This window comes from Tardiphaga sp., assembly GCF_044340795.1.
Classification (GTDB): Bacteria; Pseudomonadota; Alphaproteobacteria; order Rhizobiales; family Xanthobacteraceae; genus Tardiphaga.
The window spans coordinates 1-26785 of sequence record NZ_JBIISY010000073.1; the positions used below are offsets into that span (position 1 = coordinate 1).

Below are 26785 nucleotides of genomic sequence, written 5' to 3' on the forward strand. Positions count from 1 at the left end.
CCGTCCTCGATCAAGGGCGGCGATGGCAATGTCGAATTCTTCATGGGCGCGCGGCGTGGCTGAACGCATCACCATCGATCATGTCGGTCATCGCGGCGATGGCGTCAGCAGCGATCGCCCGCCGGTCTATGTGCCGTTCACGCTGCCCGGCGAGATCGTCGCGGCAGACAGCAGCGACGGCAAATGCCGCCTCGCTCGGATCGAACAGGCAAGCCCCGAGCGCATCGATCCGTTCTGCACCTATTTCACCCGCTGCGGCGGCTGCGCCATCCAGCACTGGCAGCCGACGCCCTATCAGGCGTGGAAGCGCCAGATCGTCATCGACACGCTGAACCAGGCGAAGATCGATTGTCCGGTCGAACCGCTCGTCGATGCCCACGGCGCCGGCCGCCGCCGCGTTACGCTGCATGCCCGCTACAAGGATGGCGTGACCCTGGTCGGCTTCGCCGAGGCTGCCAGTCACGCCATCGTGGCCATCGATGCCTGCCCGATCCTCGATACCACCCTATCCGGCGCACTCGATGCCGCGCGGGCCATTGCCGACCTGCTGAAGCCGATGGCCAAGCCGCTCGACATTCAGGTCACCGCCGCGGACAATGGCCTCGACGTCGACGTGCGCGGTAGCGGGCCGATCTCCACGGCACTGATCTCAAAACTCTCCGCGCTCTCGGCGGAACACAAGCTTGCCCGGCTGACCCGGCATGGCGAACTCGTGCTGATGCGCGCGCCGCCGGTGGTCACCATGGGCACCGCGAGCGTCGCCTTGCCACCGGGCTCGTTCCTGCAGGCCACTGCGGCCGGCGAAGACGCCCTCGGCAAGCTCGTCCTGCAGCACTGCAAGGGCGCCAGGACGATCCTCGACCTGTTCTGTGGCATCGGCCCATTCGCGTTACGGCTTGCCGCAAAGGCCAAGGTTCATGCGCTGGACAGCGACGCGAAAGCCGTTGCCTCGCTGCAGCAGGCCGTCAAGGACACCAAGGGCCTGAAGCCGATCAAGGCCGAAGCGCGCGACCTTTTCCGCCGCCCGTTCGTGGCGCAGGAACTGCGCGACATCGACGCGGTCGTTTTCGATCCGCCGCGCGCCGGCGCGCAGGCACAGGCAGAGCGGCTCGCCACCAGCAAGGTGCCGTTGGTCGTCGCCGTCTCCTGCAATGTGCAGACCTTTGCCCGGGACGCAAAGATCCTGATCGATGGCGGCTACAAGCTTCACAGCGTCACGCCGGTCGATCAGTTCCGCCACACCCCGCATATCGAATTGGTGGCCCGCTTCACGAGGTAGTTGTCTTTTCGCCTGCACTGCGCTGGAGTGGCAATGATGCTGCCACGCAAGAGCAGCATAGGAGGCAACGTGACAGCTCTCGATCCTATCAGCCCCGACATCCTCCCGCCCGGCATTCGCTCGCGCTTCGTCGAGGGCATCAACGGCCTGCGCATGCATGTGCTGGAAGCCGGCCATGAGAGCCCCGGCCGCCCCGTTGTGTTGCTGCTGCACGGCTTTCCCGAGCTTGCTTACAGCTGGCGCAAGGTGATGCCGCAACTGGCCGCCGCCGGCTATCACGTCGTCGCGCCCGATCAGCGCGGCTATGGCCGCACCACCGGCTGGAGCGCCCACTACGACGGCGACCTGCGTCCGTTCAACCTGCTCAATCTCGTCCGCGACGCGCTCGGTCTCGTCTTCGCGCTCGGCCATCGCCATGTCGATGCCGTCGTCGGCCACGATTTCGGCAGCTCCGTCGCCGCATGGTGCGCGCTGACGCGGCCAGACGTGTTCCGCTCGGTCGCACTGATGAGCGCGCCTTTCTCCGGCCCCCCATCCATTCCCTTCGATACGGCAAACAAGCCCGCCGCCCCGAAAGCCGAGGATCCCGTGCATCGCGATCTCGCCGCCCTGCCGCGACCGCGAAAACATTATCAATGGTACTACGCGACACGCGACGCCAATGATCACATGAAGCACGCGTCCCAGGGCGTGCATGATTTCCTGCGTGCCTACTACCATCACAAGAGCGCCGACTGGGCCGACAACAAGCCGTATCCGCTGCAAAGCTGGACCGCGGGCGAACTCGCAAAGCTTCCGACCTATTACGTGATGGATCACGGTGAGACGATGGCCGAGACCGTGGCAAAGGAGATGCCATCGCGCGACGCTATTGCGGCCAATACCTGGTTGCCCGACAGCGAACTCGCCTATTACAGCGGCGAATATGCCCGCACGGGCTTTCAGGGCGGCCTGCAATGGTATCGCTGCAACACCACTGGTGCGTTCAACACTGACTACGAATTGTTCTCGGGCCGCACCATCGATGTGCCATCGACCTTCATCTCCGGCCTGCAGGACTGGGGCATCTATCAGCGCCCCGGCGCCATCGAGGCGATGCAGAACACCGCCTGCACCGACATGCGCGCCGTGCACCTGATCGACGGCGCCGGACACTGGGTGCAGCAGGAGCAAGCCGATGAGGTGAGCCGCCTGCTGCTCGGGTTCCTCAAAGACGCGCACGCCTCGCAGCGTTGACGCTGCAAGCCAGCGACGATACTCTCTGCGCATGAAGATGATGATCAAGACGGCGTTCTTTCAAATCTGAGCCGGGCCTTTTGCCCCGCCGGATTTGAACGCCACGCGCTCAAACCGATCTGAACGATGCGACCCGCATTGCGGGAACGCATCCGGTTTGTCTGATCATTCGAAAGTCTTCACTCAATGCCAAACATACATTCGGCGCGCGCCCTTGGCGACGCACATCTGACGCAATTCGTCCGCGACGGATATCTCCGGATCGACGACGCCTTCCCAACCATCCTCGCAGACGAATGCCGCAATATCCTGTGGCGCGACACCGGCTGCGATCCGAACGATCGTGGCACATGGACCAGGCCGGTGATACGGCTCGGCTTCTACAATCAACCGCCCTTCAGCGCCGCGGCCAATACGGCGGTTCTGCATCATGCCTATGACAAGCTCGTCGGCAGCGGCCGCTGGCTGCCACAAGGCGGGCTTGGCATCTTCCCGGTCCGCTTCCCCTCGCCGGACGATCCCGGCGACACCGGCTGGCATGTGGACGTCTCCTTCGGTCTGGAGAATCCGGACTTCATGGCGTGGCGCGCCAACATCGTCTCCAAAGGTCGCGCGCTGCTGATGCTGTTCCTGTTCTCCGATGTCGGCGAGAATGATGCGCCGACGCGGATCCGTGCCGGATCGCATCGCGACATCGCGCGCATCCTCGCACCACATGGGGAGGCTGGCCTGTCGCTCGGCGAACTTGCCGCCCATGGCTTTGCGGAAAGCGCGCATCGACCGGAGGTGCTGGCAACGGGCAAGGCCGGCACGGTCTATCTGTGCCATCCTTTCCTGGTGCATTCCGCGCAGCCGCATCGCGGCACGAAGGCTCGCTTCATGGCGCAGCCGCCTTTGTTACCGGTATGCGATCTCCAGCTCGCGCGCAATGACGCGGCTTGTTCGCCGGTGGAACAGGCCATCAAGCTGGCCCTGAAGGAAGCAGACTGAACCACGTCCGACAGGAATGCTTACGACGCATGCGGGGATGTCGATCCCCGCATGTACTTTGTCGCTGCAACTGTCTGGATTAAGAAGGGCGGACACATCATTCGTCGTTCCGCTATGCCGCGTGGTCATCAGCATCTGCCAGGACCACGCCCAACTCTGGGATTGCCGCCTTGCGCAAGCGCCTGTTCGTTTTCGGTCTCGGCTATAGCTGTCTGCATTTCATCCGCGCGCATGCTGCAGAATTTGCCGAGATCGGCGGCACCGTACGCACGGACGAGCGCCGCGCAGCGCTGGCGAATGAACCACTAGATCTCTTTCTGTTCGATGGCACCCATGCCGATCTGGAAATCGATCAGCCCTTGACCAGCGCCGATCTGATCCTGGTCTCGGTACCGCCCGGTAGCGCCGGAGATCCTGTGCTGGCGCATTTCGGCGATAGGATCACGGCGAGCAAAGCGCGCGTCGTTTATCTCTCCACCGTCGGCGTCTATGCCGATCATGGCGGTGCATGGATCGACGAAACCGCGACCATCATCCATGACGATACGAGGCGCGGCCTGCGCGCCCGCGCCGAGATCGCATGGCAAAGCACCTGCGGCGATCGCCTGCGCATTCTTCGGCTCGCCGGCATCTATGGGCCCGGCCGCAATGCCTTCGTCAATCTCGCTGCCAGCCGCGCCCATCGCATCGTCAAGCCCGGCCAGGTGTTCAACCGTATCCATGTCGATGACATCGTGCAGGCGGTCGCCGCCGCGGCCGACCACCCCCGTGGCGGCATCTGGAATGTCTGCGACGACGAGCCGGCGCCGCCGCAAGACGTCGTCACTTACGCTGCCCGGCTGATGGATGTCCTGCCACCGCCCGAGCAGGATTTTGACACCGCCGATCTCAGCCCCATGGCCCGCAGCTTCTACGCCTCGAGCAACCGCATCTCCAATGCCCGGCTGAAAGCAGAACTCGGCGTCCATCTCCTGCACCCGAACTACCACAGCGGCCTTGATGCCCTGTGGAACGACGGCGAAGGCCGGCCGTTGCCCTGAGTTGAACAATCACGGCATGATCGCGCTCATGGATCAGATTACCCCCGTCACCGCGCATCCCGAACTGTCTCATCCCAAGCCCGGCATTGTCGGCGCCGCCGTCTACGCCAAAGGGCGCAAGGTCAAGGACTTGGACAGCATCGCGGATGCCAAGAAATGGACGGCGAAGCCCGGCCATGTGGTGTGGATCGGCCTGTTCGAGCCCGGCGATGAGCTGCTGCATGAGATCCAGCAGCAATTCGACCTGCATCACCTTGCCATTGAGGACGCCCAGAAGGCGCATCAGCGGCCGAAGCTCGAGCAATATGGGAAAGCGCTGTTCGTCGTCGCCCGCACGGCACAACTGATCGATGGCCGCATCGCCTTCGGCGAGACGCATATGTTCGTCGGCCCGCGTTATGTGGTGACTGTCCGTCATGGCGCGTCCAGCTCCTACCGCGCCGTGCGCGAGCGCGCGGAGGCCTGCCCCACCACGCTCGCCAATGGCGAGGACTTCATCCTCTATTCCGTCCTCGATTTCATCGTCGACGAATATGCGCCGGTGATCGACCAGATCAGGTCCGAGGTCGAGCAGCTCGAAGACAATCTGCTGAAGCGCACCTTGTCCTCGCACCAGATCGAGCGGCTCTACACCTTGCGCCGCGACCTGCTGCGCCTGCGCGATGCTGCCGCTCCCCTCACCGAGGTCTGTCACCGGATCGAACATGCCGAAGTGGTGCAGATCGATCCCGAGATGCAGCCGCTGTTTCGCGACGTCACCGACCACATCCATCGCGTCAAGGAAGACATCAACAGCCTGCGCGAGGTGCTGGCTTTCGCCTTCGAAACCAGCCTGATGCTGGGCCAGTCCCAGCAGACCGACGTCACCCGCCAGTTGGCGGCCTGGGCGGCCATCCTCGCGGTACCCACGGCTCTTGCCGGCATCTACGGCATGAATTTCGAGAACATGCCCGAGCTCAAGTGGCACTACGGCTATTTCGCCGTTCTCTGCGCGATCGGCAGTATCTGTGCCGGATTGTACTGGCGCTTCCGCCGGAATGGCTGGCTTTAGCGGCAAATATCATGCAGAGACTGGCGCAAGCGCGCCGGTCAACTATCTCTGGCTGTGATACCGGCGCGCCGGCCCCGCTCACATCCCGCCTTTCGATAGCTCCACCTTGGAATGCATAGCCTCCTGATCAAAGTCGGCCTTCGCTTCGAAGACCCGCTGGACGAGCGCCGTTTCGTGCGCGGTTTCGTGCTGGGCGATCTGCCACGAGCGCAGGCCGCCATGGTGCTCGGCGCCATCGTCTATTGCGCCTTCGGCATCTGGGACTGGATCCTCGATCCCGTCGCCTGGACCACAAGCTTCGCGATCCGCATCGCGGTGGCTGTCACCACGCTGCTGCCGCTGACAGCGTTGCTGTTCGTCCGCCGCGCCCGACGTTATGCGGAATTGATCTATCTCATCTATTGCGTCGTACCCGGCTGCGTTCTCAGCCTGATCTATCTGGTCATCGATCGCGGCTTCGAGCATTCGACAGCCGGCATGATCATCGTGATCCTTTTCGTTTCGACCCTGCTGCCGTTGCGCCTGCCGTCGCTTGCATTGTTCTGTGTCTCGACCTGGGGCGTCTTCATCTATTGCGAGACCTATGCGACCTATCTCAGCGAGGGCCTGCGCTTCGTCAATAATTTCGAGATCAGCTTCGCCTATATTCTGTCGCTCTATGCCGTCGGCGCCCGTGAATTCCGCGCACGACAACAGTTCCGCACGGCCGAGGCCCTGCGCATCGAGAAGGAGCGATCGGAAGCGTCACTGGTCGAATTGCGCAACACACAGGGGCAACTGGTTCAGGCGGAGAAGCTGGCCTCGCTCGGGCAACTCGTTGCCGGTGTCGCGCATGAAGTGAGCACGCCGCTCGGCCTGGCCCTCACGACGACCACCGCGCTCGAAGGTGAGATCAACCGGCTGGATGCCACCATCCAGTCCGGGCAGGTCCGCCGCTCCGAACTGACACAGAGCATCGCGCGCCTGCGCGAGGGCATGAAACTGCTGTTTTCGAATCACCACCGTGCGGCTGACCTCGTCCACAGCTTCAAGCAGGTGGCGACGGACGAGGCGGACGAGGAGCGCCGCAGCTTCGAGATGCGACCATGGCTCTGCGAGATCATGAGCACGCTGCAGCCACTGCTGGTGCGGCGCGGCCATCAGGCCACCGTGCTGTGCGAGGACGGCATTGCCGTCGACAGCTATCCCGGTGCACTGGCGCAGGTGATCCGCAATCTCGCGCTCAATGCGGTGATCCACGCCTATCCGGACGGGCGCATCGGCGAGATCACCATCGCGGTGTCGCGCCTCGATGACGAGCGGATGCAGATCATCGTCAGTGACGACGGCATCGGCATTGCGGAAGGTGATCTCGCCAAGGTGTTCGATCCCTTCTTCACCACGCGACGCGACAAGGGCAGCACGGGGCTCGGGCTGCATATCGTTTTCAACCTCGTGGTCTCGGCCCTCAAGGGACAGATTGATCTCGCCAGCACGCCCGGCCAGGGCACCCGCGTCACACTGGATCTGCCACTGCGACCGGACGCAGCACCGGCGGCGTGAGCTGCAGCGGCATCGTCGGTAGGATATCGGCAATGACCGGCAGATGGTCTGAAATCGCCTTGGCTTCGGGATCGGTGAAACTCTCGACGATCCTGATATCGCGTCCATAGATCCGGTCGAGCCGCATCAGCGGCCAGCGCGACGGAAAGGTGCGGTGCTGCGTGCGCGCCGGGAATTCACGCGCCAGCGACTTGCGCACCGAATTGACCCAGAACCAGTCATTGAAGTCGCCGACGATGACCGACGGATGTGTCGGCTCATGCGCCAGCGTGAGCAGTTTTTGCGTTTGCTGACGACGCTCGCCGATGCTGAGCCCGAGATGGGTGGCAATGACGCGATAGATGCCGCCCTTGGTGGCGACATCGGCGACCACGGCGCGGCGCGGCTCATGCTCGCCAAAGGAGATGTCGTGAATTTCCGGTTGCGCCGCCCACGGCCAGCGGCTGATCAGCATCTGGCCGTAGTCGCCATCGGTGGTGACAATCGACTTGATGCCGACACTGTGACCGCCGAGCGCCTCTTGCAGAACGAGAAATGGATTGCTGCCGCCGCCGCGCGAGTCGATCTCCTGCAGCGCGACGACATCGGGTGACCACTTCTGGATCAGCGCAATGACACCGGGCAGGTCGAATTTCGGATTGAGCGCGAAGGTGCCGTGCACGTTCCACGTCATGATGCGGATGGACGGCGCGATCACCGGCGGCGGCTCCACCAAGTCACGACGAATTGCGCGCCAATTGAGAACGCGACCCAGACCGCGATGCCGAGCAGCAGCAATGCCATGCTTGCCCAGGACGGATTGCGCAGGAGATCGGCGATCTGCGAGCCGAATACCGACATGGCGATCAGCCCGGGCGCCATACCGATCACGGTGCCGATGATGAAGTCGCGAAACCGCACGCCGCTGGCACCGGCCGCCATGTTCACCAGCGAGAACGGCGCCAGCGGCAGCATGCGGATCAGCACCACGGCGATGACGCCATTGCCGACGATCTTGTTCTGGATCCGCCGCAGCCGCGGCCCCAGCATCCGTTGCACCGGCTTGATGCCGACGATGCGTCCGATCGCATAGAGAAGCGACGCGCTTGCGAGCGTGCCGACCAGCGCCGAACCAAGTCCGATCCACGGCCCGAGCGCAGCGGCCGTGACCGCGATCATCACGGTGACCGGAAACAGCACCGCACCGCCAATGATGAAACCCGCCACGATCACCAGCGGCGCCCAAGGCGAGCCTTCGATCGAGCGCAGCATGTCCAGCAGCGTATCGGCATCGGTAAATTCATAGAGCGGCGTGAAGCGCCAAAGTGCCGCCAGCACGCCGATAGCTCCCACCAGCGCCAGCAGCTTGAGCGATGTCGGCAACGTCGCCCGCGCCGCACGCTCGAGCCCGAGCGGCCGCAGCGGATCGGCGACCGGCGTGACGAAATCGACGATCTCCCTGGCGTCAGGGATGCCGTCTTCCACGGGATGCAGGCTGTGGCCTTCCTGGCGCAGTGTTGTCGCTGTCTCGATCAATGAACCATTTTGCTTCAGCTCATCCGCAACCGCCTGCTCCGACACACCACAAAAATGGCCGAGATGCCGGTTGCGGATCGCCGCAACCTTCCGGCGCTCGTCCGCGTTGCTCGCCTCGATCACGAGATCGCATTCGGAATCGGCACCCATGGAACGATTGTTGAGATTGGCGGAGCCGATGCGCAGGAAGCGATTATCGACGATCATCACCTTGGCATGCACCATGACCGCCTCGACATCGGCGCCATCGGCGACCTGCGGATGCAGCAGCCGCACCCGATCGGCGACGCCAGCATCATCGAAGATCTTCATGAATTCCAGCCGCCCATTGCGCATGGTTCGCGCCTCGATCCATGACGCATGCGTCTTCGGTGCAATCAGCAGCACTTCGAGCTGCGACTTCTGCTTCAGCCGCTCCACGAGCTTCCGCGCGATATGCTCGGCGCTGAGAAACTGGTTCTCGATATAGATCATGCGCTCGGCGGCCTCGATGGAGGCCACGAACAGTCGATCGACCTCATCGATCGCCGGACGCCCCTTCGCGTAAGGCTCGGTGCGCGCAATGCCGATCATCACGCGCTCGAAATCCGCTGCAAACCCTTCCGGCCAGATGCGGCGCTCCGCACCCATCTCCGGCGCCGCGCCGCAATTGGCGCAGGCCCAGCGCTGGCGCACGAGCTCGGCAAGGCAGCGTGCCGCCTCGCCATCCACCATCATCTGGACGTCGTGAAACGGTGGATAAGGCTCACCTGCGGGATCGACACGCCTCGGATGCTTCGCACGATGCGTATCGCTGTCCCAGCGGCGGATGGTGAGATCCAGTCCGCCGGAAAATGCGATGCTGTCATCGACGACAACGATCTTCTGATGCTGGGCCGAGCCGGTCGGCAGGCAGTCGTCGTAGCAGAAGATCAGCCGGTCGCTGTTCGGCACACTGAATTTCGCGGAGGGAAACCATTCGCGCTCGCCGGCATAAATCACCGGCGAATTCCAGATCAGCAGATGGATATGCAGCTGCGGCTTCTCGGCCAGCAGCGCATGCAGGAAAGGCCCGAATTCGTCGGGATAACCATCATCCGCCGTCCCCTCGGGGCCCACTAGTGGTGTGCGACTGTGCACGTCCCAGCCGACGATAAAGACCGAGCGCTCGGCCTCAATCAGGCAGCGGCGCAGCGCCAGAAAGTAATTTGCGGCATCGTTGAGCACCGTGGCGCGACGGCACGGCACATGGCGCCAGACCGTCCGGCCTTCCGCGATGATGCTGTCCGCTGCCGGACGCGCTTTGTCGAGGACTGCCTGGGACTGCACAATGACTGGCCTGCGTGAATGGGATACCCCAAGGGAACGCTGGCCGGTGCATCAGGTTCCAGATGGAACCACGGGGTTCCGCTCAGAACCCCAGCGCCATGCCATCCTTACGATGATCCGACGCGCCAAGCAGGACGCCACGCTTGTAGTCAATCTGGATCGCCTGGGCGCCGCCGATGCCGGCATCCATCATCTGCAGCTTGTGGCCGCGCGCGGCGAGCTCGTTGCGCACCGCTTCCGGGATGGTGTTCTCGACCTGCAGCACGCCGTTGGTCGCAAACGAGCGCGGCGCCTCGGCGGCTTCCTGGATGTCCATGCCGAGATCGAGCACATTGGACATGTATTGCGCGTGACCGGTGGCCTGATAGTGCCCGCCCATCACGCCGAACGGCATGATGGCACGGCCATCCTTCATCAGCATGCCCGGAATGATCGTGTGCATCGGACGCTTGCGCGGGCCGAGCGAATTCACATGGCCCGGTGCTGCGCGGAAACTCCAGCCGCGGTGATGCAGCAGCACGCCGGACTTCTTGGCATAGATGCCGCTGCCGAACGGGCCGAACAGCGAATTGATGAACGACACCGCGTTGAGGTCGCGATCGACCACCGTGAGATACACCGTGTCCTTGTGGATCACGGAATCCCAGTCCTCTTCCGGCGACGCCTTCTTCATGTCGATCTTGGCGCGGAGGTCACCGATGAACTTGTCCGACAGGAAGCGCTCGACATCGGTCTTGGCCACAGCGGGATCGCAGAAGTAAGCGTCGCGGGTGCGATAGGCCGCCTTGGTCGCCTCGGCCAGCACATGGATGCGATCGGCTTCGCTGAGGCTCTTGATGTTGTAGCCGGCCATGATGCGCATGATCATCAGCGCCGCGAGGCCCTGGCCGTTCGGCGGAATTTCGGTGACGTCATGGCCCTGATAGCTGGTCGAGATCGGCGTCACATAGTCCGAACGCTGCGCGTCGAAATCATCGGCCTCATGAGCCCCGCCGACCGCGCGCAGCGTGGTGATGATGTCGTCAGCCACCTGGCCCTGATAGAAGCCATTGCGGCCCTCGCGCGCTACCCGGCGCAGCGTGGCGGCGAGCGCCGGCTGCACGCGCTTGTCGCCCACGGCCGGCGCATGGCCGCCCGGCAGATACTGCGCGGCGCAATCCGCATGGGCTTCCAGCTTGCGGCGCCATTTGGCCCAGTCCATCGCCACGCGCGGCGTGATGATGAAGCCGTTCTCCGCGGCATCGATGGCTGCAGCGAATACCTCAGCCAGCGGCTTGGTGCCGTGGTCCTTGCTCAGCGTGCACCAGGCATCGATGGCGCCGGGCACGGTGACGGTCTCGACGCAGGTTTCCGGGATGTCGCGCTGGCCGCTATTCGCATATTTCTCGGAATCGATCTTGGCCGGGGTACGACCGGAACCGTTCAGGGCGATCGGCGCGCCGCCCTTGGGCGAATAAAGCACAAAACAGTCACCGCCGATGCCCGTCATGGCCGGATCGGCCACGCATTGCACGGCCACCGCCGCCAGCGCCGCATCGATGGCATTACCGCCCGACTTCAGCATCTCCACCGCGGCCAGGGTCGCCAGCGGGTGGGAGGTTGCGGCCATCCCGTGTTCGGCAACAGCGACGGAACGGGCAACGGCCATGAAGTCACGCATGTGGATCCTCGTAGGGTTGGTGGCATACCAGCAATCTGCGCCCCCAATACATCCAGCGCGAGCGTTTGTGAATGCGGGGTGACGAACAAAAAACGGCACCGGTTGCATCGCAAAGCAGCATTCGCGCGTCAGCCGACCTGCCGCTTCTGATCCGACCAATAGGTCGCCCGAATGGCCTTTTTGTCGATCTTTCCGAGGGGAGTCTGCGGGAGAGCATCGACGAAGGCGATCTGCTTGGGCGCGTGGAGGCTGCCCTTGCGGTCCTTCACCAGCGCGATCAGCTCTTCTTCGGTGGCGTTGCTGTCCCGCCGGCGCACCACCAGCGCGAACACGCTCTCGCCCCACTTCTCGTCGGGCACGCCGATGACGGCCGCCATGCCCACCGCCGGATGCGCCGACAGTGCGTCCTCGATCTCGCGCGGATAGACGTTGAAGCCGCCGGAGACGATCATGTCCTTCTTGCGATCGACGATATAGAGCCGGCCCTCCTCGTCGGCCCGCGCGATGTCGCCGGTATGCAGCCAACCACCGTTGAGCGCCTGCGCGGTCTGCTCCGGCTGCTTCCAGTATTCCGCCATCACCAGCGGGCCGCGGGCGCAGATCTCGCCGGGCTGGCCGGGTTCGACGTCGTTGTTGTCGTCATCGAGCAGGCGCACCTGACAGATCGCCGTCGGGAACCCGCAAGCCTCGAACAGTTCGGGCCGCTTCAGATCATGATCACGCTTCGGCAGTGTCGCGATCGGATAGCATTCGGTCTGGCCATAGAGCTGCGAGAACACCGGCCCGAGCCGCTCGATGCCCTCGCGCAGCCGGTTCGGCGACATCGCCGAGGCGCCGTAGAGCAGGAGTTCGAGCGATGAGAGATCGTGCCTGTCGATGCCGGGATGATCGAGCACGCCATAGATCATGGTCGGCACCATCAGCGTGAAATTGATGCGCTCCTTCGCGATGGTCGCGAGCAGCACCTCCGGATCGAACTTGTCGAGCAGATGCACGGTGCCGCCACGCAGCAGCGTCGGCACCACATTGGTGCCCGACACATGACTGATCGGTGCCACCGCGAGATAGCGCGGAATGCTCGGCAGTTCGAATTCGCTGAGCACACTGGCCGCCATCGCCGCCATGGCGCCGGACGAGCGCAGCACGCCCTTGGCGCGGCCGGTGGTGCCGCCGGTATAGTTCAGCGATGCGATCATGTGAGGCTGCGAGAGATCGGCGATGGAGGCCGTGCCGCCTGTTTCAATGGCCGCGAGTGCGTCGGTGCCATAAGGCGCCGGCCCGAGCGTGAGGATTTTCAGGTCCGGCAGTGCCGCCTGCAATTCGGCGCCCCGCGTCAGATAATGCGAGGAATCGAGCACCAGCACGACGGCTTCGGAATCCTCGAGCTGAAAGCGATGCGCCTCCGCCGAACCCAGCGCATGCAGCGACGTCACCTTGGCACCGAGCCCCTGCGCAGCGATGCCGAAGCACCAGGTCTCCGCGCGGTTCGAGGTGAGCAATCCGACGGTGCTGGTTGGCGTCACCCCGCTGGCCGCAAGCAGCCGCTGTGCACGTGCCACGAAATCCAATGTCGCAGCACCGGTCCATTCCACCGACTTCGTCTTGAAGGCGATGCCGCGACCATGACGCAGCAACGCGCGCGTGGTTAGTGCGAAATTGGTGGGAGATTCATGCACGCTCATGCGTTCCGCCCTGTTTTGTTCGTTTTTCGTAGGATGTGTAGAGCGCAGGCGCGTAGCGCCGGAGCGAAACCCATCAGCCGATTCTACGTCAATCGACGGAATGATGGGTTTTGCTACGCTCTACCATCCTACTTCTTTTCCAACTTCTTCAGCGTCGCTTCACGTGCAGCATGATATTGATCGCGCGTGCGCGCAACCAGCGTTGCCACCGGCTCGATGGCATGCACGCCCGACACCGAATGCCCCGCGCTCCATGTGTCGCGCCAACGTTTGACGCTGGACGTGCCATTGCGGCCATACAGCGCGTCGGCACGCTCCTTTGTCATGTCGGTCGGCAGGTTCTTCGGATCGAGACCCGCCGCGACGATCGAGGGGATGAGCGTGTTGGTTTCCAGCCCCGTGAACGCACGCGACAGCAGGATGTCGTCGAGCTCCGACGAGACCAGCATCGCCTTATAGTCGGGCTCCGCCATGCTCTCTTCGGTCGCGATGAATTTCGTGCCCATGTAGCTCAGATCGCAGCCGAGCACTTCGGCCGCAAACACCGCCTCGCCATCCAACACGCCGCCCGCCAGCACAATTGGCCCATCCCAGAACGACCGCACCGCGCGCGCGAACGAAAAACCATTGACCCAGCCGGTCTGCCCGCCTGCGCCCGCGGTGAGCAGGATCAGGCCATCGACACCCGCCGCAATCGCCTTCTTCGCATGGCGGATCGAGGCGACATCGGCGAACACCATGGAGCCGGCTTCATGCAACGGCGGCACCACCGTATCGGGCGGGCCGACGCTGGTGATCACCATCTCGCAGCCCTGCCGGATCACCGCCGCGACATCCTCCTGCAACGTCTCCCGGCGGATGATCAGGTTCGGGCAGTATGGCGCATCATCTGGCCCCAGCGCACCGGCGATCCGCTCGAGCCATTCCGCGAACTCCGCATCACTGCGGCAATTCGCAGTGGGGAATGCGCCGATCACGCCGGCCTTGCAGGCGGCGATGACGAGATCAGGCCCCGACACGCGAAACATCGGCGCCGCTATCAGCGGCACCGACAGACGCGGGCGAATGGTTTCCGCAAACCGCGCGGCAGCGGCCTTGCCGGGGCGCTCCGCCATCAGGCGGCGACCGCCGGTTTCGTCACCACCTGCTTGCCGCTGAAATCCGCGATGGCGCGATCATATTCATCGCGCAGCCGCGCAATCACCGTGGCGACGGGAGGCGCATCCTTGATCGAACCGAGGCCCTGGCCTGCGCCCCAGATATCCTTCCAGGCCTTGGCCTTGGTGTTGCCGCCGGAGCCGAAGTTCATCTTCGACTTATCGGAGACCGGCAGGTTGGCGGGATCGAGACCTGCTGCGACCAGCGACGGCGCCAGATAGTTGCCATGCACGCCGGTGATCAGGTTGGTGTAGACGATATCGCCCGCGGCATAGTCGATCAGCGACTGCTTGTAGCTCTCGACCGCATTGGCCTCCTGCGTGGCGATGAAGCGCGTGCCCATATAGGCCATGTCCGCGCCCATCATCTGCGCGGCGGCAATGCCATAGCCATCGGCAATGGAACCGGACAGCAGGACCGTGCCGGAGAACCACTGGCGCACCTCACGCAGCAAGGCGAAAGGCGACAGCGTGCCGGCATGGCCGCCCGCACCGGCGCAGACGAGGATCAGGCCGTCGACGCCCATCTCGGCGGCTTTGCGCGCATGACGGATGGTGGTGACATCATGGAACACCTTGCCGCCATAGGAATGCGCGGCATCGACAATGGATTGCGGCAGTTGCAGGCTGGTGATGATCGCCGGCACCTTGTGCTTCACGCAGATCTCCATATCCGCATGCAGGCGATCATTGGAAGGATGACAGATCTGGTTCACCGCATGGGGCGCGACCGGCAGATGCGGATTCTTGGCGGCATATTCGCCGAGTTCGTTCTCGATCCGCGTGAGCCATTCACCGAGGACCGCGACGGGGCGGGCGTTCAACGCCGGGAACGAGCCGACAATGCCGGCCTTGCACTGCGCGATGACGAGCTCCGGCCCCGACACGAGAAACAGCGGCGAGCCCATCACAGGCACGGAGAGACGATTCTGGAAGATCGACGGCAGCGACATTTGTGGTTTCCATCCCGGATTTGAATTGAGGGGATGATAACGGGAAATGCAGGATGGGGGACGCTCAAATATGAAGATGCTATCCGCCAGATTTGGAGATCAAGCGATCTAGGCTCGCGAGCAGTGTCCCCTCCCCCGCAAGAGCGGGAGAGGGAGAAGAGGTCTCACCCCAGCAACCGCACCTGATCCTTCTTCGCCTGTTCGGCAATGAAATCCAGCACCGCCCGGATCTGCGGCGCATCCACCAGATCGGGATGCGACAGCATCCAGATCTCCGTCGAGCTGCGCAATTTTTCAGGCAATACGCGCACCAGCGACTTGTCCGGATCACCGGAAATGCACATCAGCGGCGCGAAACCGAGGCCGGCACGCGCTGCCGCCATCAGATCCGTATTCGACGAACATTGCAGCACGCGGCGCGAATGGCGCGACACGCTGTCGAACCACTCCATCAAAGGCCCCTCGCCGACCAGGCCGACCGAGCTGTGGCCCTCCCACTCCTCGCGCGTCTTTGGCAGCCCGTGTGCGCGTGCATAGGCTTTTGAGGCATACACGCCCACGCCGAGGCGCCCCACCTTGCGGCCGACCAGATTTTCGTTACCCGGCCCATACAGCCGCAGCACGATATCCGCCTCGCGCCGCCGCACCGAGGCCGGCCAGCCGTCGACACGGATCTCGAGCATGATCTCGGGATAGCGGCGGTTGAATTCGCCGATGGCGCCCATCAGCCACGGGCCGGACAGCACCTCGGTGATCGACAGGCGGACCGTGCCGACAGGCTTGTCGCGAATTTCCGCGATCACGGATTCGATCCGCACGGCTTCCAGCCGCATGCCTTCGAGCTGTCGGCTCAGCCGTTCGCCCGCCGGCGTCAGCGAATAGCCTTCCAGCGAGCGCGCGATCAGCCGGACGCCGGTGATGGCCTCGAGCTCCGCCAGCCGCCGGCTCACCGTCTGCGCGCTGACTTTCAGCAATGCGCCCGCGCGCGTCAGGCTCGCCTCCCCCGCAATCACGGAGAAGGTGCGCAGCAGATCCCAGTCCAGCCCCTGCATGTCTCATCCCGAAGCAATGTGTACGGGATGATTTACACGCTGGCGCCGCTCAGGTCACTCCGCCGGAGTGGCTGCCGGATGTGCCTGTGGCGCGTTGCTCGATTTCGCGCCGCCCGGAAAAATCTTGCGGACCAGCACATAGAGCACCGGGACGAAGAAGATGCCGAGCACCGTGGCCGCCACCATGCCGCCGGCGACGCCGATGCCGATGGCGTTCTGGCTCGCCGAGCCGGCGCCGGTGGCCAGCGCCAGCGGCAGCACACCGAGCACGAAAGCCATCGACGTCATCAAGATCGGACGCAGACGCTGGCGTGCCGCGTGCAGGGTGGCGTCAATCAGCGACAGGCCTTTCTGCTGCTGCTCGATGGCGAATTCCACGATCAGGATCGCGTTCTTCGCCGCGAGGCCAATCGTGGTGAGCAGGCCGACCTGGAAATAGACGTCGTTGCTCTGGCCGAACAGGGTCGCGGCGGCGAGCGCGCCGAGAATGCCGATCGGCACCGACAGCATGACGGCGAACGGGATCGACCAGCTCTCATACAGGGCCGCGAGACACAGGAACACGATCAGCACCGAGATCGCATAGAGATACAGCGTCTGGCTGCCGGTGAGTTTTTCCTGGAACGACAGGCCGGTCCATTCATGCGTATAGCCGGCCGGCAGTTTCTTCATTTGCTCGTCCACGGCCGCCATGGCCGTGCCCGAACTCGTGCCCGGCGACGGCTGCCCCTGGATCTGCACGGCGGCGACGCCGTTGTAGCGCTCCAGACGCGGTGAGCCATAGCTCCAGCGGCTGGTGGCGAAGGCCGAGAACGGCACCATCGATCCCTGGTTGTTGCGCACATACCATTTGCCGATGTCGTTGGTGTCCATGCGGAAGGCGGCATCGCCCTGCACATAGACCTGCTTGACGCGGCCGCGATCGATGAAGTCGTTCACATACGAACCACCCCAGGCTGCCGAGAGCGTCTGGTTGAGATCGGTGAGATTGACCCCGAGCGCCGTGGCCTTGGCCTGGTCGATGTCGAGATTGAACTGCGGCGTGTCGTCCTGGCCGTTCGGGCGCGGCTGCGAGATGCGCGGATCGCCGGCAAGTGCGCCGAGCAGCTGGTTGCGCGTCTTCAGCAGTTCCTCATGGCCGGCATTGCCGGAGTCCTGAAGATAGAAGTCGAAGCCCGACGCGTTGCCGAAGCCGGGCAATGACGGCGGCAGCACCGCAAAGGCCATGGCGTCGCGAATCTTGGAGAACGCCGCCATTGCCCGCGCCGCCACCTGCTGCGCGGACTTTTCGTGATCGGCACGCTCCTTGAATGGCTTCAGGCTGACGAAAGCGAGGCCGACATTCTGGCCCTGGCCGGCGAAGGAGAAGCCGCGCACGGCGAACACGCCCTGCACCGTGTCTTTCTCGTTCTCCATATACTGCTTCTCGACCTGCTGGATCACGTCGAGCGTACGCCCGGCGGTGGCGCCGACGGGGAGCTGCACCAGCGTGATGATCGTGCCCTGATCTTCGGTCGGCAGGAACGACGACGGCAGCCTGATGAACAGGAACACCATCGCCACCACAACAGCGACGAAAGCCAGCAGCGCCGCTGCCGGCCGCTTGACGAACCGGCCGGTGGTGGACTGATAGCCGCCAGATGCTCGATCGAAATTACGGTTGAACCAGCCGAAGAAGCCGCGCTTCTCGTGATGGCCCTTTTCCGGCTTCTTCAAAATCGTCACACAGAGCGCCGGCGTCAGCACCAGCGCAACCAGCACCGACAACACCATGGCCGACACGATGGTCAGCGCGAATTGCCGGTAGATGATGCCCACCGAGCCCGAGAAGAACGCCATCGGCACGAACACCGCCGACAGCACCACGCCGATGCCCACCAGTGCGCCGGTGATTTCGTTCATGGACTTCTCGGTCGCCTCGCGCGGCGACAGCCCCTCTTCCTCCATCACGCGCTCGACGTTTTCGACCACGACGATGGCGTCGTCGACCAGCAGGCCGATGGCCAGCACCATGGCGAACATGGTCAGCGTATTGATGGAGTAGCCGGCAATGGCGAGAATGCCGAAGGTGCCGAGCAGCACCACCGGCACCGCGATGGTGGGAATGATGGTCGCGCGCCAGCTCTGCAGGAACAGGAACATCACTAGGAAGACTAGGATCACCGCCTCACCCAGCGTGTGAACGACCTTCTCGATCGACAGCTTCACGAAGGGCGTGGTGTCGTAGGGATAGATCACCTTCAGCCCCGCCGGCATGTTCGCCGTGAGCTGGTTGATGCGCGCCTTCACGCCTTCGGAGGTCGCCACGGCATTGGCGCCGGTGGCCAGCGAGATGCCCATGCCGGCGGCCGGTTTGGTGTTGTAGCGCGCCACCGCGTCATAGCTCTTCGAGCCGAGTTCGACGCGTGCCACATCCTTCAGCCGAACCGTCTGGCCCGAGGTCGAGGTGCGCAGGATGATGTCCTGGAACTGCTCGATGGTCTGCAGACGGCTCTGCGAGGTGATGGTCGCGTTGAGCTGCTGGCCATCCACCGCCGGCAATCCGCCGAGCTGGCCCGCGGTCACCTGCGTGTTCTGCGCCTGGATCGCCTGGGTCACGTCGCCCGGCATCAGGTTGTATTTGGTCAGCTTCTCAGCATCGAGCCAGATGCGCATCGCATATTCGGCACCGAACAGCTGCACCTGGCCGACACCGGACACGCGGCTGATCGGCTCGTTGATGGTGCTGGCCACATAGTCGGCGATGTCGCTCGCATTCATCGAGCCGTCTTCGGAGACGAAGCCGAGCACCATCAGGAAGCTCGACGACGACTTCACCACGCGGATGCCCTGCTGCTGCACCACCTGCGGCAGCAGCGGCATCGCCAGCTGCAGCTTGTTCTGCACCTGCACCTGCGCGATGTCCGCATTGGCCTCGTTGGTGAAGGTGATGGAGATCTGCACCACACCGGTCGAGGTCGAATAGGACGACATATATTGCAGATAATCGACGCCGGTCATGTTCTGCTCGATGACCTTGGTCACCGAGTTTTCCGCCGTGGTCGCATTGGCGCCGGGATAGTTGGCGGTGATGGTGATCACCGTGGGCGCGATCTGCGGATACTGCGCGATCGGCAGGCCGAGGATCGCCAGCAACCCGCCGAACATGATCAGGATGGCGAGGACCCAGGCGAAGATCGGTCGCTTGATGAAGAAATGCGACATGATCGATCAGTCCTTGCGCGTCTCTGGCGAGTCAGCCACCGGGGCGGCGCCCGCCGCATTGGCTTCCTTGCCCGGCGTCTTGGTCAGGCCGGTCTTCGGATCGACGGTGACATCGATCGTCTTCGCCACCTGCCCCGGCTTCGCCTTCTGCAGCCCGTCGAGAATGACGCGGTCACCTTCCTTGGCGCCGTCATCCACCAGCCAGTTCGGCCCGATCGCCTGCGCGACCTTGAGCACGCGCTGCTCCACTTTGCCGTCCTTGTCGACGAACATCGCGATCGCCTCGCCGCGCGGATTGCGCGATACCGCGCGCTGCGGGATCAGGATCGCCTTCGGATCGACGCCAGCGATCACGCGCGCACGCACATACATTCCCGGCAGCAGGTTGCGCTCGGGATTGGCGAAGATCGCGCGGGTCGACACCGAGCCCGTGGTCTCGTTGACGCTGGAATCGGTGAAACCGAACTTGCCCTTCTGCGGATGGGTCTTGCCGTTCTCGAGCACCAGTTCGATCTCGACACCGCCGGCCGGCCGCTTCAATCGTCCGCTGGACAGCTCGTTGCGGATGCGATCCATCTCCGACGTCGCCTGATCGAGATCGACATAGACGGGATCGAGCTGCTGGATCGTGGTCATCGCATTGGCCTGGCTCGCGGTCACCAGCGCACCGGGCGTGATCATCGACTTGCCGATGCGGCCGGAAATCGGCGCCAGCACCTTGGTGCGGTCGAGCGCGATGGCTGCGGTGTCGCGATTTGCCTCCGCCGATTTCAGGTCGGCCTCGCCCTGCTTGAAGCTCGCCATGGCGCTGTCGACATCCTGCTGGCTCGCCGCATTGGTCTTGAGCAGCTGCGCCTTGCGCTCGGCCACCAGCCGCACCAGTGAAAGATTGGCCTGTGCCTTCAGCACGGTCGCCTCCGCGCTTTCCAGCGCGGCCTGATACTGCACGGGATCGATTTCGTAGAGCAGCTCGCCTTCCTTGACCTCGGCGCCTTCGGTGAAGACGCGCTTGGTCAGGATACCCGTCACCTGCGGGCGCACCTCCGACACCTGATGCGCGACGACGCGGCCGGGCAAGAGCGTCGAGATCGAAGCTTCCTGCGGCTTCAGGGTCATCACGCCCACTTCGGGCGGCGGTGGCGCCTTGGCTTCTTGGGCGGGCTTGCCGCATCCCACGAGCGCGAGCAGTCCGACCAGAACAAGCGGGCGAGCGATTGCAGACGTCATTACCATCACCAATGCAAAAACGGCGCACGACACCGCGCAATCCCGCGTAGATGAGGTGGCCGTGAGAAATCTTGGGAAACTCTCTGGTTTCCGCTCAGGAAACTTGCTAGTTTCCTCCCCGGAAGTCAAGCGCCCGGCAGGTGAGCCCGCTCAAGCGTTTGTGAAGCGGCTCATATAACGGAGTGAATGTTCAATGGCTGCATCGGCCGGCGCCAGGAAGCCGCGGACGCGCGTTTTGCCGCAGCAAAATGACCCGCACATGACAACGCCCGACGCCGGTAGTCCATCCGCCGAGCGGATCGCCCAACTGCTGGCGGTCGCCAAACGTACCTTCGGCGAGAAGGGGTTTGCGGCCACCACCATGGACGACATTGCCGGGGCGGCCGGCATGTCGAAAAAGACGCTCTACAAGCTGTTCGACAGCAAGAGCGACCTGTTCCGTGCCATGCTTACGGACAATCTGCAGCGGTTTCAGTTCGGAGTCGCGTCACGGCCGGGCATACCGGTCATCGACGAACTCAGGGAAGCCATGTGCTTCATTGCCGACGTGGTCTTCAGCCCCGACGAGATCGCCCTTCACCGCCTGATCGTCGCGGAACGGAAGCAGTCACCGGCCCTCGCCGGCATCTTCACCGACGTCATCTTCAAGAGCGGCGACAACGGCGTCGTCGATTGCATCAAACGCATCAAGCTCAAATCCACGCTCGAAGACCTTCCTGCGAGAACCGTCGCAGAGATGATGATCGGCGCGGTCTTCAGCCACGACCATTTTCGCGCGATGGTCGACGAGACCCACCAGGTGAACCGGCGCGCGATCAACAAGCGGATCGATGTCGTGATCGCGACGTTTTGTGAGGAGACGTAGCCCGGATGGAGCGCAGCGCAATCCGGGGACCGGCGACATGCGAAAGCGCTGGTTCCTGGATTACGCTGCGCTCCATCCAGGCTACGGCCCCCTTACAACCGCCGCAATTTCTTAACCGAATGCACACCATGACCGGGCACACTGCGCCATCGCGCAGCATGCCGCTGCGTGGGATCGGACGGGCATGCCATGTTCCAGACATTCCTGAGGTCACGCGCCCAGACCTATCTGCGCAGCATCGTCGGCGACCGCGAATTCCGCGCCCGCTCGCCGGAGCGTGACGCCGAGACCGATCGCGAACGCCTGGATTCAGTGATGGGCGCGATTGACCAGGCACTGTCCAGCGCGGAGGCCGAACAGTCCGGCCTCACCAAGCGCGTCGATGACGTGCTGGCCCGTGCCGCCGTCACCTTCGGCAATGGCGACGACGAATATCTCACCCGTGAAAGCCTCGACAGCCATCACCTCGATCTGTTCGAGACCGAGATCCAGAATGGTCAGCGCCGCCTGCGCGACCTCAAGACCAGCATCGCGCAATTCAGGGCGGTGAAGGAGACGTTTCTGGCGAAGTTTCCGGACTACAGCCCGCAACCGAAGACGGATTCGTGAGAGCTTAGCCGCTGCCTGTCATCACCCGCGAAAGCGGGTGATCCAGTAGACACTGCCTTCTCAGTTGAGCACGACAGACGGCGTATACTGGATCGCCCGGACGAGCCGGGCGACGACAACGATCGCGCCGTACCTCACCGCTGCGCCCGACGATCCCCACCTTCCGGAATCCGCTGCTCGCCGTCCTGCACGTCGCTCCAGCGGCGCTTGAAATTGCTGCCTTCCGGTGCGGGTCCGCGATTACGCCGCCGCTCGCCGGTGAAATTCTTCATGTTGTCGTTCACGAAGGTCATCAGCTCGGTGCGGAAACGCTCGGCCGAGAATTTCTGCGCATGGGCGCGGCAGACATCGCGTGAGAATTCGTGCTCGCGCGCGATGAAGGCCCGTACGCATTGCGCGATCGCCTCCGGCTCATTGGCATCGAAGAACATGCCCGTGCGCAGCTCCGGCGAGGCCGACACGGTCTCGCGCGCGCCGCCCCGGCCGAGCGCCAGCACCGGCGCGCCTTCCGACTGCGCCTCGACGACGATGATGCCAAAATCCTCTTCGGCCGCGAAGACGAAGGCCCGCGCGGTGCCCATCAGCTCGCGCAATTTCTCGTCGCTGACAAAGCCGGCAAAACTCACATTCGGACCGGCCATCTCCTTCAGCCGCTCCGCCTCCGGCCCGTCGCCGGCCACGATCAATTTCTGATCGGGCATGGAGTTGAATGCCTGGATCACCGCCTCGATCTTCTTGTAGGGCACGAGGCGGCTGGCCGCGAGAAAATGATCGCCGACCGGCAACGGCTTCGGCAGCTTCGAGAGCGTGACCGGCGGATAGATCACCTTGGCATCGCGGCCATAGACCTTCTTGATGCGCTTGGCGATGAAGTTGGAATTGGCCAGCATCGCATCCGGCCCATGCGCAGTGCGCACGTCCCAGATTCGAATCCGGTGCAGCAACGCACGCGCCAGCGCACTCTTGATACCGGCAGTGTATCCGCCCTCATTGAGATAGGCGTGCTGCAGATCCCACGCATAGCGCATTGGCGAATGCACATAGGAGACATGAAGCTGGTTGGGGCCGGTGATCACGCCCTTGGCGACGGCATAGCTCGACGAGATCACGACATCATAGCCCGACAGATCGAACTGCTCGATGGCGATCGGCATCAGGGGCAGATAGGTGCGGTGCTTGGTCTTGATGAAGGGCATGCGCTGCAGGAAGCTCGTATGCGTCTTCTTCCTGATGCCGATCTTGTCGCGATCTTCCTGCGACAGTGCGTCGAACAGCGTGAAGACTTCTGCATCCGGATAGCATTGCAGGATTTCGCGCAGCACCTGCTCGGCGCCGCCCAGTGTGTAGAGCCAATCATGTACGACTGCGACGCGCATTGAACCTCGAATCGGATCGTGAGCAAAGCGATCAGTCCGTAATAGACCTATGCGCCCGTTCTACAATGCGGGGTTACAACTTGCGTTAATTCGGCGAGGACGATTTCGTAAAATCCGATTCACACTTGGCGCGATTGTGTGGACGTCGCATGCAGGTGCTTACCTACAACGATTCAAATTTGTTTCACGATGTGTCGTGATGCGGTTCATAAGTACCGACGCGTGGATGATCGTAGCGGTTTCCGGCGCAGTAAGGGTAATGGCGATCTGTTGATCTATCGACACATCACGCGCTCCACGGACTTGGCTGTAACGCGCATATCTCGGACGTCATCACGAAGAACGAAGCGAGGGAGCAACCCGGTCTTCGCCGAGTTCGTAACTCGCTTGAGCGCGTCGCTGACGCTTTTCGCCATGACAACCGAGGAACTGGCGATTCCAAGCGTTGCTATTTCGGGCGGACGCTGGGATCACCGCCGGGACTGCCGGGCGGTGGAATAACCGGCGTGTTGCTGTTGTCGGATTTCGGCGACGGTGCGCGCATGGCCGGATCGACATTGCTCGGCGGACATAAAACGCCATCCGATTTGGCGAGCTTGTCCCCGAGATTCTCGGAACTCTTGCCGTTCGAATCCGCCGTGATGTTCCCTTGCGGGGTCGTCTGTGTCGGCGTGCAATTGGCGTTGGAGCGATCCGCTGCCGGCGGGGCCGTCTGTGCGGGCGGCGTCGTCGGCGCAGGCGGCGCCTGCGCAATGGCCGTGCCGGAACCAGCGATCATCAGACCTGCGATGAGAAGGATGTGATTGTTTCTCATGCAGGGGAAACAGCCGGCACCGCCGGATGTTCCCTCCGCCATGGAGATCAGGCCTTCACGTAGCGGATCAGCGAGAAGTGGCCCATCGGCGCCATCGGGCGGCGCTCGGCGAGCGAAACGCCACCATGGGCCTTGGCCCAGTTGACCAGCCGCGCCCACGGGAATTCCGGACGCCAGCCGAGCCGGCGCGCCAGCGGGGCGAAGGCCAGTTCGAAGATTTTCCGAAAACCGGTTTCGGCCCCGATGTGATTGACGAGGATGAGCTCGCCGCCGGGCTTCAGCACGCGGATGAAATCATCCAGCGTCGCTTCGGGGTCCGGCACCGCGGTGATCACATATTGCGCCACCACGGCATCAAAATGATTGTCGGGGAATGCGAGATGTTTCGCATCCATCACTGCCAGCGTCTCGACATTGGTGAGATTGTGCTTGCGCACGCGCTCATGGGCGCGGCGGAGCATCGGCTCGGAAATGTCGACGCCGCAGATCTTTGTGGTGCGCTTGTAATCGAGCAGCGAGAGGCCGGTGCCGATGCCGACATCGAGCACCCGGCCGCCAATGCGATCGGCTTCGGCGATGGTCGAGCGACGACCTTCATCGAACACCTTGCCGAACACCATGTCGTAGATCGGCGCCCAGCGCCCGTAAGCCTTCGCGACCCCCGCGCGGTCGATATCGCCAGCCATGCCCCTGCCTTAAAACTCCTTAGACGCGCATCGCTGCGACGTCGGGGACACTAGCATTGCGCGCGGCCGATCCGACAGAGCTTTTCGCCGCAGCGCTCTTGATGAAGCCGCCACCGAGCACGCGGGCCTGGCCCGACTGGGCATCGTAGAACACGCAGGCTTGGCCGGGCGACACCCCCTCCTCGCCGCCGACCAGCTCGACCTCGTAGCCGGCCTCGGTCTTGCGCAGCCAGGCCGGCTGCGGCGGGCGGGTCGACCGAACGCGCACGAAGAGTTCGAGGCCATCACCGATGGCGGTGTCGATATGGCCGCCGCCGATCCAGTTGACATCGCGCAGCGCGATCCTGTGCATGCGCAGGGCCTCACGCGGGCCGACCACGACGCGGCGCGATTCCGCATCGAGACGGACCACATAAAGCGGCGCCGAAGCCGCGATGCCGAGACCGCGGCGCTGGCCGATGGTGAAATTCGCGATGCCGTTGTGGCGGCCGATGACAGGGCCTTCGGTGTCGACGATGTCGCCCGGCTCCATGGCATTGGGCTTCAGGCGCTCGACGATATCGGTATAGCGGCCGGTCGGCACGAAGCAGATGTCCTGGCTGTCCTGCTTGTCCGCGACGGACAGGCCGAACTGCCGCGCCAGTTCGCGCGTCTGCGGTTTGCTCATGTCGCCGAGCGGGAAGCGCAGATAATCGAGCTGCTCCTGCGTGGTGGCAAACAGGAAGTAGCTCTGGTCGCGATCGCTGTCCGCCGCACACACCATGCTGCGCGAACCACTGCCGAGATGCCGCGACGCTACATAATGTCCGGTCGCCAGCGCCTGTGCGCCGAGCTCGCGCGCTGTGGCCAAGAGATCCTTGAACTTCACCGAGCGATTGCATTCGATGCACGGCACCGGCGTTTCGCCAAGCGCGTAGCTCGCTGCGAAATTGTCGATCACCTGCTCGCGAAACTTCGACTCGTAGTCCAGCACGTAATGCGGAATCCCGATCCGCTCCGCCACATCGCGTGCATCATGAATGTCACGGCCGGCACAGCACGCGCCCTTCCGATGCATGGCGGCGCCATGATCATAGAGCTGCAGGGTGATACCGACGACGTCATAACCCTGCGACTTCAACAGCGCAGCCGTGGCCGACGAGTCGACGCCACCGGACATGGCGACAACGACGCGGGTGTCCTCCGGACGACCTTCGAGATCGAGACTGTTGAGCATGGTTCAAGGCCATGAGCTGTGACCGCCCCGAAACAAGGACCGAGGCGATCGGAAAACATGAGGCAATCCCGGAACTTACAGAGGTCCGACGATGGCTGGGATAGTGCACTTTAATATAGGCGGCGTTGCGCTCAATCAATCGCGGCGGGCCGCCTGCGAACGGCAAATCTTGCCGCCGGGCAGAAACGACGTGGCCATCCGGCACCCGCAGGCGGCAGCAGAAACGTCGTAAGTCATTGAAATATATGCATCAGAAGAACAAAACACCTCTGGCCCGGTCCTTGCTCAATAAGCGCTGGAACCGTTCTTGAAAGGCGACCTGT

General features: G+C 63.4%; 21 protein-coding genes. 8 read left to right on the forward strand and 13 right to left on the reverse strand.

What is annotated here, in order from left to right; genetic code table 11:
• The first annotated feature begins 55 nt into the window (after nucleotides 1-55).
• The 6 genes from ACIQ17_RS13960 (at nucleotide 56) to ACIQ17_RS13985 (ending at nucleotide 7138) form a co-directional block, all read left to right on the forward strand.
• Nucleotides 56-1279, forward strand: a complete 1224-nt coding sequence (locus ACIQ17_RS13960; protein ID WP_398469595.1) for a class I SAM-dependent RNA methyltransferase — start codon at nucleotides 56-58, stop codon at nucleotides 1277-1279.
• Nucleotides 1280-1348: 69 nt separating this feature from the next.
• Nucleotides 1349-2515, forward strand: a complete 1167-nt coding sequence (locus ACIQ17_RS13965) for an alpha/beta hydrolase (protein WP_398469555.1) — start codon at nucleotides 1349-1351, stop codon at nucleotides 2513-2515.
• Nucleotides 2516-2701: 186 nt separating this feature from the next.
• Complete coding sequence (locus tag ACIQ17_RS13970; protein WP_398469557.1) at nucleotides 2702-3505, forward strand: phytanoyl-CoA dioxygenase family protein; 804 nt, start codon at nucleotides 2702-2704, stop codon at nucleotides 3503-3505.
• A gap of 170 nt (nucleotides 3506-3675) precedes the next feature.
• Entirely contained in the window at nucleotides 3676-4545 is an 870-nt protein-coding gene (locus ACIQ17_RS13975) for an NAD-dependent epimerase/dehydratase family protein (RefSeq protein WP_398469559.1), read from the forward strand.
• Nucleotides 4546-4573: 28 nt separating this feature from the next.
• Nucleotides 4574-5596 carry a magnesium and cobalt transport protein CorA gene (locus ACIQ17_RS13980; protein WP_398469561.1) on the forward strand — a complete coding sequence of 341 codons (1023 nt, stop codon included), beginning with the start codon at nucleotides 4574-4576 and terminating at the stop codon, nucleotides 5594-5596.
• 111 nt (nucleotides 5597-5707) lie between these two features.
• The gene (locus ACIQ17_RS13985; RefSeq protein WP_398469563.1) at nucleotides 5708-7138 is read left to right on the forward strand and encodes a sensor histidine kinase; all 1431 of its coding nucleotides are present in this window, start codon (nucleotides 5708-5710) and stop codon (nucleotides 7136-7138) included.
• On the opposite strand, the gene ACIQ17_RS13990 is transcribed toward ACIQ17_RS13985, so the two are convergent.
• From ACIQ17_RS13990 to ACIQ17_RS14030, 9 genes are all read right to left on the reverse strand, one after another.
• Nucleotides 7092-7835 (reverse strand): endonuclease/exonuclease/phosphatase family protein, encoded by a 744-nt coding sequence (locus ACIQ17_RS13990; RefSeq protein WP_398469565.1) that lies wholly within the window; start codon nucleotides 7833-7835, stop codon nucleotides 7092-7094. The genes ACIQ17_RS13985 and ACIQ17_RS13990 overlap by 47 nt on opposite strands.
• On the reverse strand, nucleotides 7832-9961 hold the full coding sequence (locus tag ACIQ17_RS13995; protein ID WP_398469567.1) for a VTT domain-containing protein: 2130 nt from the start codon (nucleotides 9959-9961) through the stop codon (nucleotides 7832-7834). The genes ACIQ17_RS13990 and ACIQ17_RS13995 overlap by 4 nt, the downstream gene beginning before the upstream one ends.
• Before the next feature lie 82 nt (nucleotides 9962-10043).
• Nucleotides 10044-11621, reverse strand: coding sequence for a gamma-glutamyltransferase (ggt, locus tag ACIQ17_RS14000; RefSeq protein ID WP_398469569.1), 1578 nt, complete (start codon nucleotides 11619-11621; stop codon nucleotides 10044-10046).
• A 128-nt stretch (nucleotides 11622-11749) separates the two neighbouring features.
• Entirely contained in the window at nucleotides 11750-13303 is a 1554-nt protein-coding gene (locus ACIQ17_RS14005; protein WP_398469571.1) for an AMP-binding protein, read from the reverse strand.
• 128 nt (nucleotides 13304-13431) lie between these two features.
• Nucleotides 13432-14418: an NAD(P)H-dependent flavin oxidoreductase gene (locus ACIQ17_RS14010; protein ID WP_398469573.1), complete on the reverse strand. Its 987-nt coding sequence runs from the start codon at nucleotides 14416-14418 to the stop codon at nucleotides 13432-13434.
• Nucleotides 14418-15413: an NAD(P)H-dependent flavin oxidoreductase gene (locus ACIQ17_RS14015; protein WP_398469575.1), complete on the reverse strand. Its 996-nt coding sequence runs from the start codon at nucleotides 15411-15413 to the stop codon at nucleotides 14418-14420. The genes ACIQ17_RS14010 and ACIQ17_RS14015 overlap by 1 nt, the downstream gene beginning before the upstream one ends.
• A 164-nt stretch (nucleotides 15414-15577) precedes the next feature.
• Entirely contained in the window at nucleotides 15578-16465 is an 888-nt protein-coding gene (locus ACIQ17_RS14020) for a LysR family transcriptional regulator (RefSeq protein WP_398469577.1), read from the reverse strand.
• 54 nt (nucleotides 16466-16519) lie between these two features.
• Nucleotides 16520-19669 carry an efflux RND transporter permease subunit gene (locus tag ACIQ17_RS14025; protein ID WP_398469579.1) on the reverse strand — a complete coding sequence of 1050 codons (3150 nt, stop codon included), beginning with the start codon at nucleotides 19667-19669 and terminating at the stop codon, nucleotides 16520-16522.
• Nucleotides 19670-19675: 6 nt separating this feature from the next.
• Nucleotides 19676-20896 carry an efflux RND transporter periplasmic adaptor subunit gene (locus tag ACIQ17_RS14030; protein ID WP_398469581.1) on the reverse strand — a complete coding sequence of 407 codons (1221 nt, stop codon included), beginning with the start codon at nucleotides 20894-20896 and terminating at the stop codon, nucleotides 19676-19678.
• Nucleotides 20897-21155: 259 nt separating this feature from the next.
• Here ACIQ17_RS14030 and ACIQ17_RS14035 point away from each other — a divergent pair, with 259 nt between their 5' ends.
• Complete coding sequence (locus ACIQ17_RS14035; protein ID WP_398469583.1) at nucleotides 21156-21761, forward strand: TetR/AcrR family transcriptional regulator; 606 nt, start codon at nucleotides 21156-21158, stop codon at nucleotides 21759-21761.
• A 189-nt stretch (nucleotides 21762-21950) separates the two neighbouring features.
• Nucleotides 21951-22370 (forward strand): hypothetical protein, encoded by a 420-nt coding sequence (locus tag ACIQ17_RS14040; RefSeq protein WP_398469585.1) that lies wholly within the window; start codon nucleotides 21951-21953, stop codon nucleotides 22368-22370.
• A gap of 134 nt (nucleotides 22371-22504) precedes the next feature.
• Here the strand turns inward: ACIQ17_RS14040 and ACIQ17_RS14045 are convergent, their stop codons facing one another.
• The 4 genes from ACIQ17_RS14045 to mnmA form a co-directional block, all read right to left on the reverse strand.
• Entirely contained in the window at nucleotides 22505-23746 is a 1242-nt protein-coding gene (locus tag ACIQ17_RS14045; RefSeq protein WP_398469587.1) for a glycosyltransferase, read from the reverse strand.
• Nucleotides 23747-24194: 448 nt separating this feature from the next.
• The gene (locus ACIQ17_RS14050; RefSeq protein ID WP_398469589.1) at nucleotides 24195-24560 is read right to left on the reverse strand and encodes a hypothetical protein; all 366 of its coding nucleotides are present in this window, start codon (nucleotides 24558-24560) and stop codon (nucleotides 24195-24197) included.
• Between the two features lie 47 nt (nucleotides 24561-24607).
• The gene (locus ACIQ17_RS14055) at nucleotides 24608-25246 is read right to left on the reverse strand and encodes a class I SAM-dependent methyltransferase (RefSeq protein ID WP_398469591.1); all 639 of its coding nucleotides are present in this window, start codon (nucleotides 25244-25246) and stop codon (nucleotides 24608-24610) included.
• Nucleotides 25247-25265: 19 nt separating this feature from the next.
• Nucleotides 25266-26462 carry a tRNA 2-thiouridine(34) synthase MnmA gene (gene mnmA, locus ACIQ17_RS14060; RefSeq protein WP_398469593.1) on the reverse strand — a complete coding sequence of 399 codons (1197 nt, stop codon included), beginning with the start codon at nucleotides 26460-26462 and terminating at the stop codon, nucleotides 25266-25268.
• Nucleotides 26463-26785: the final 323 nt, after the last annotated feature.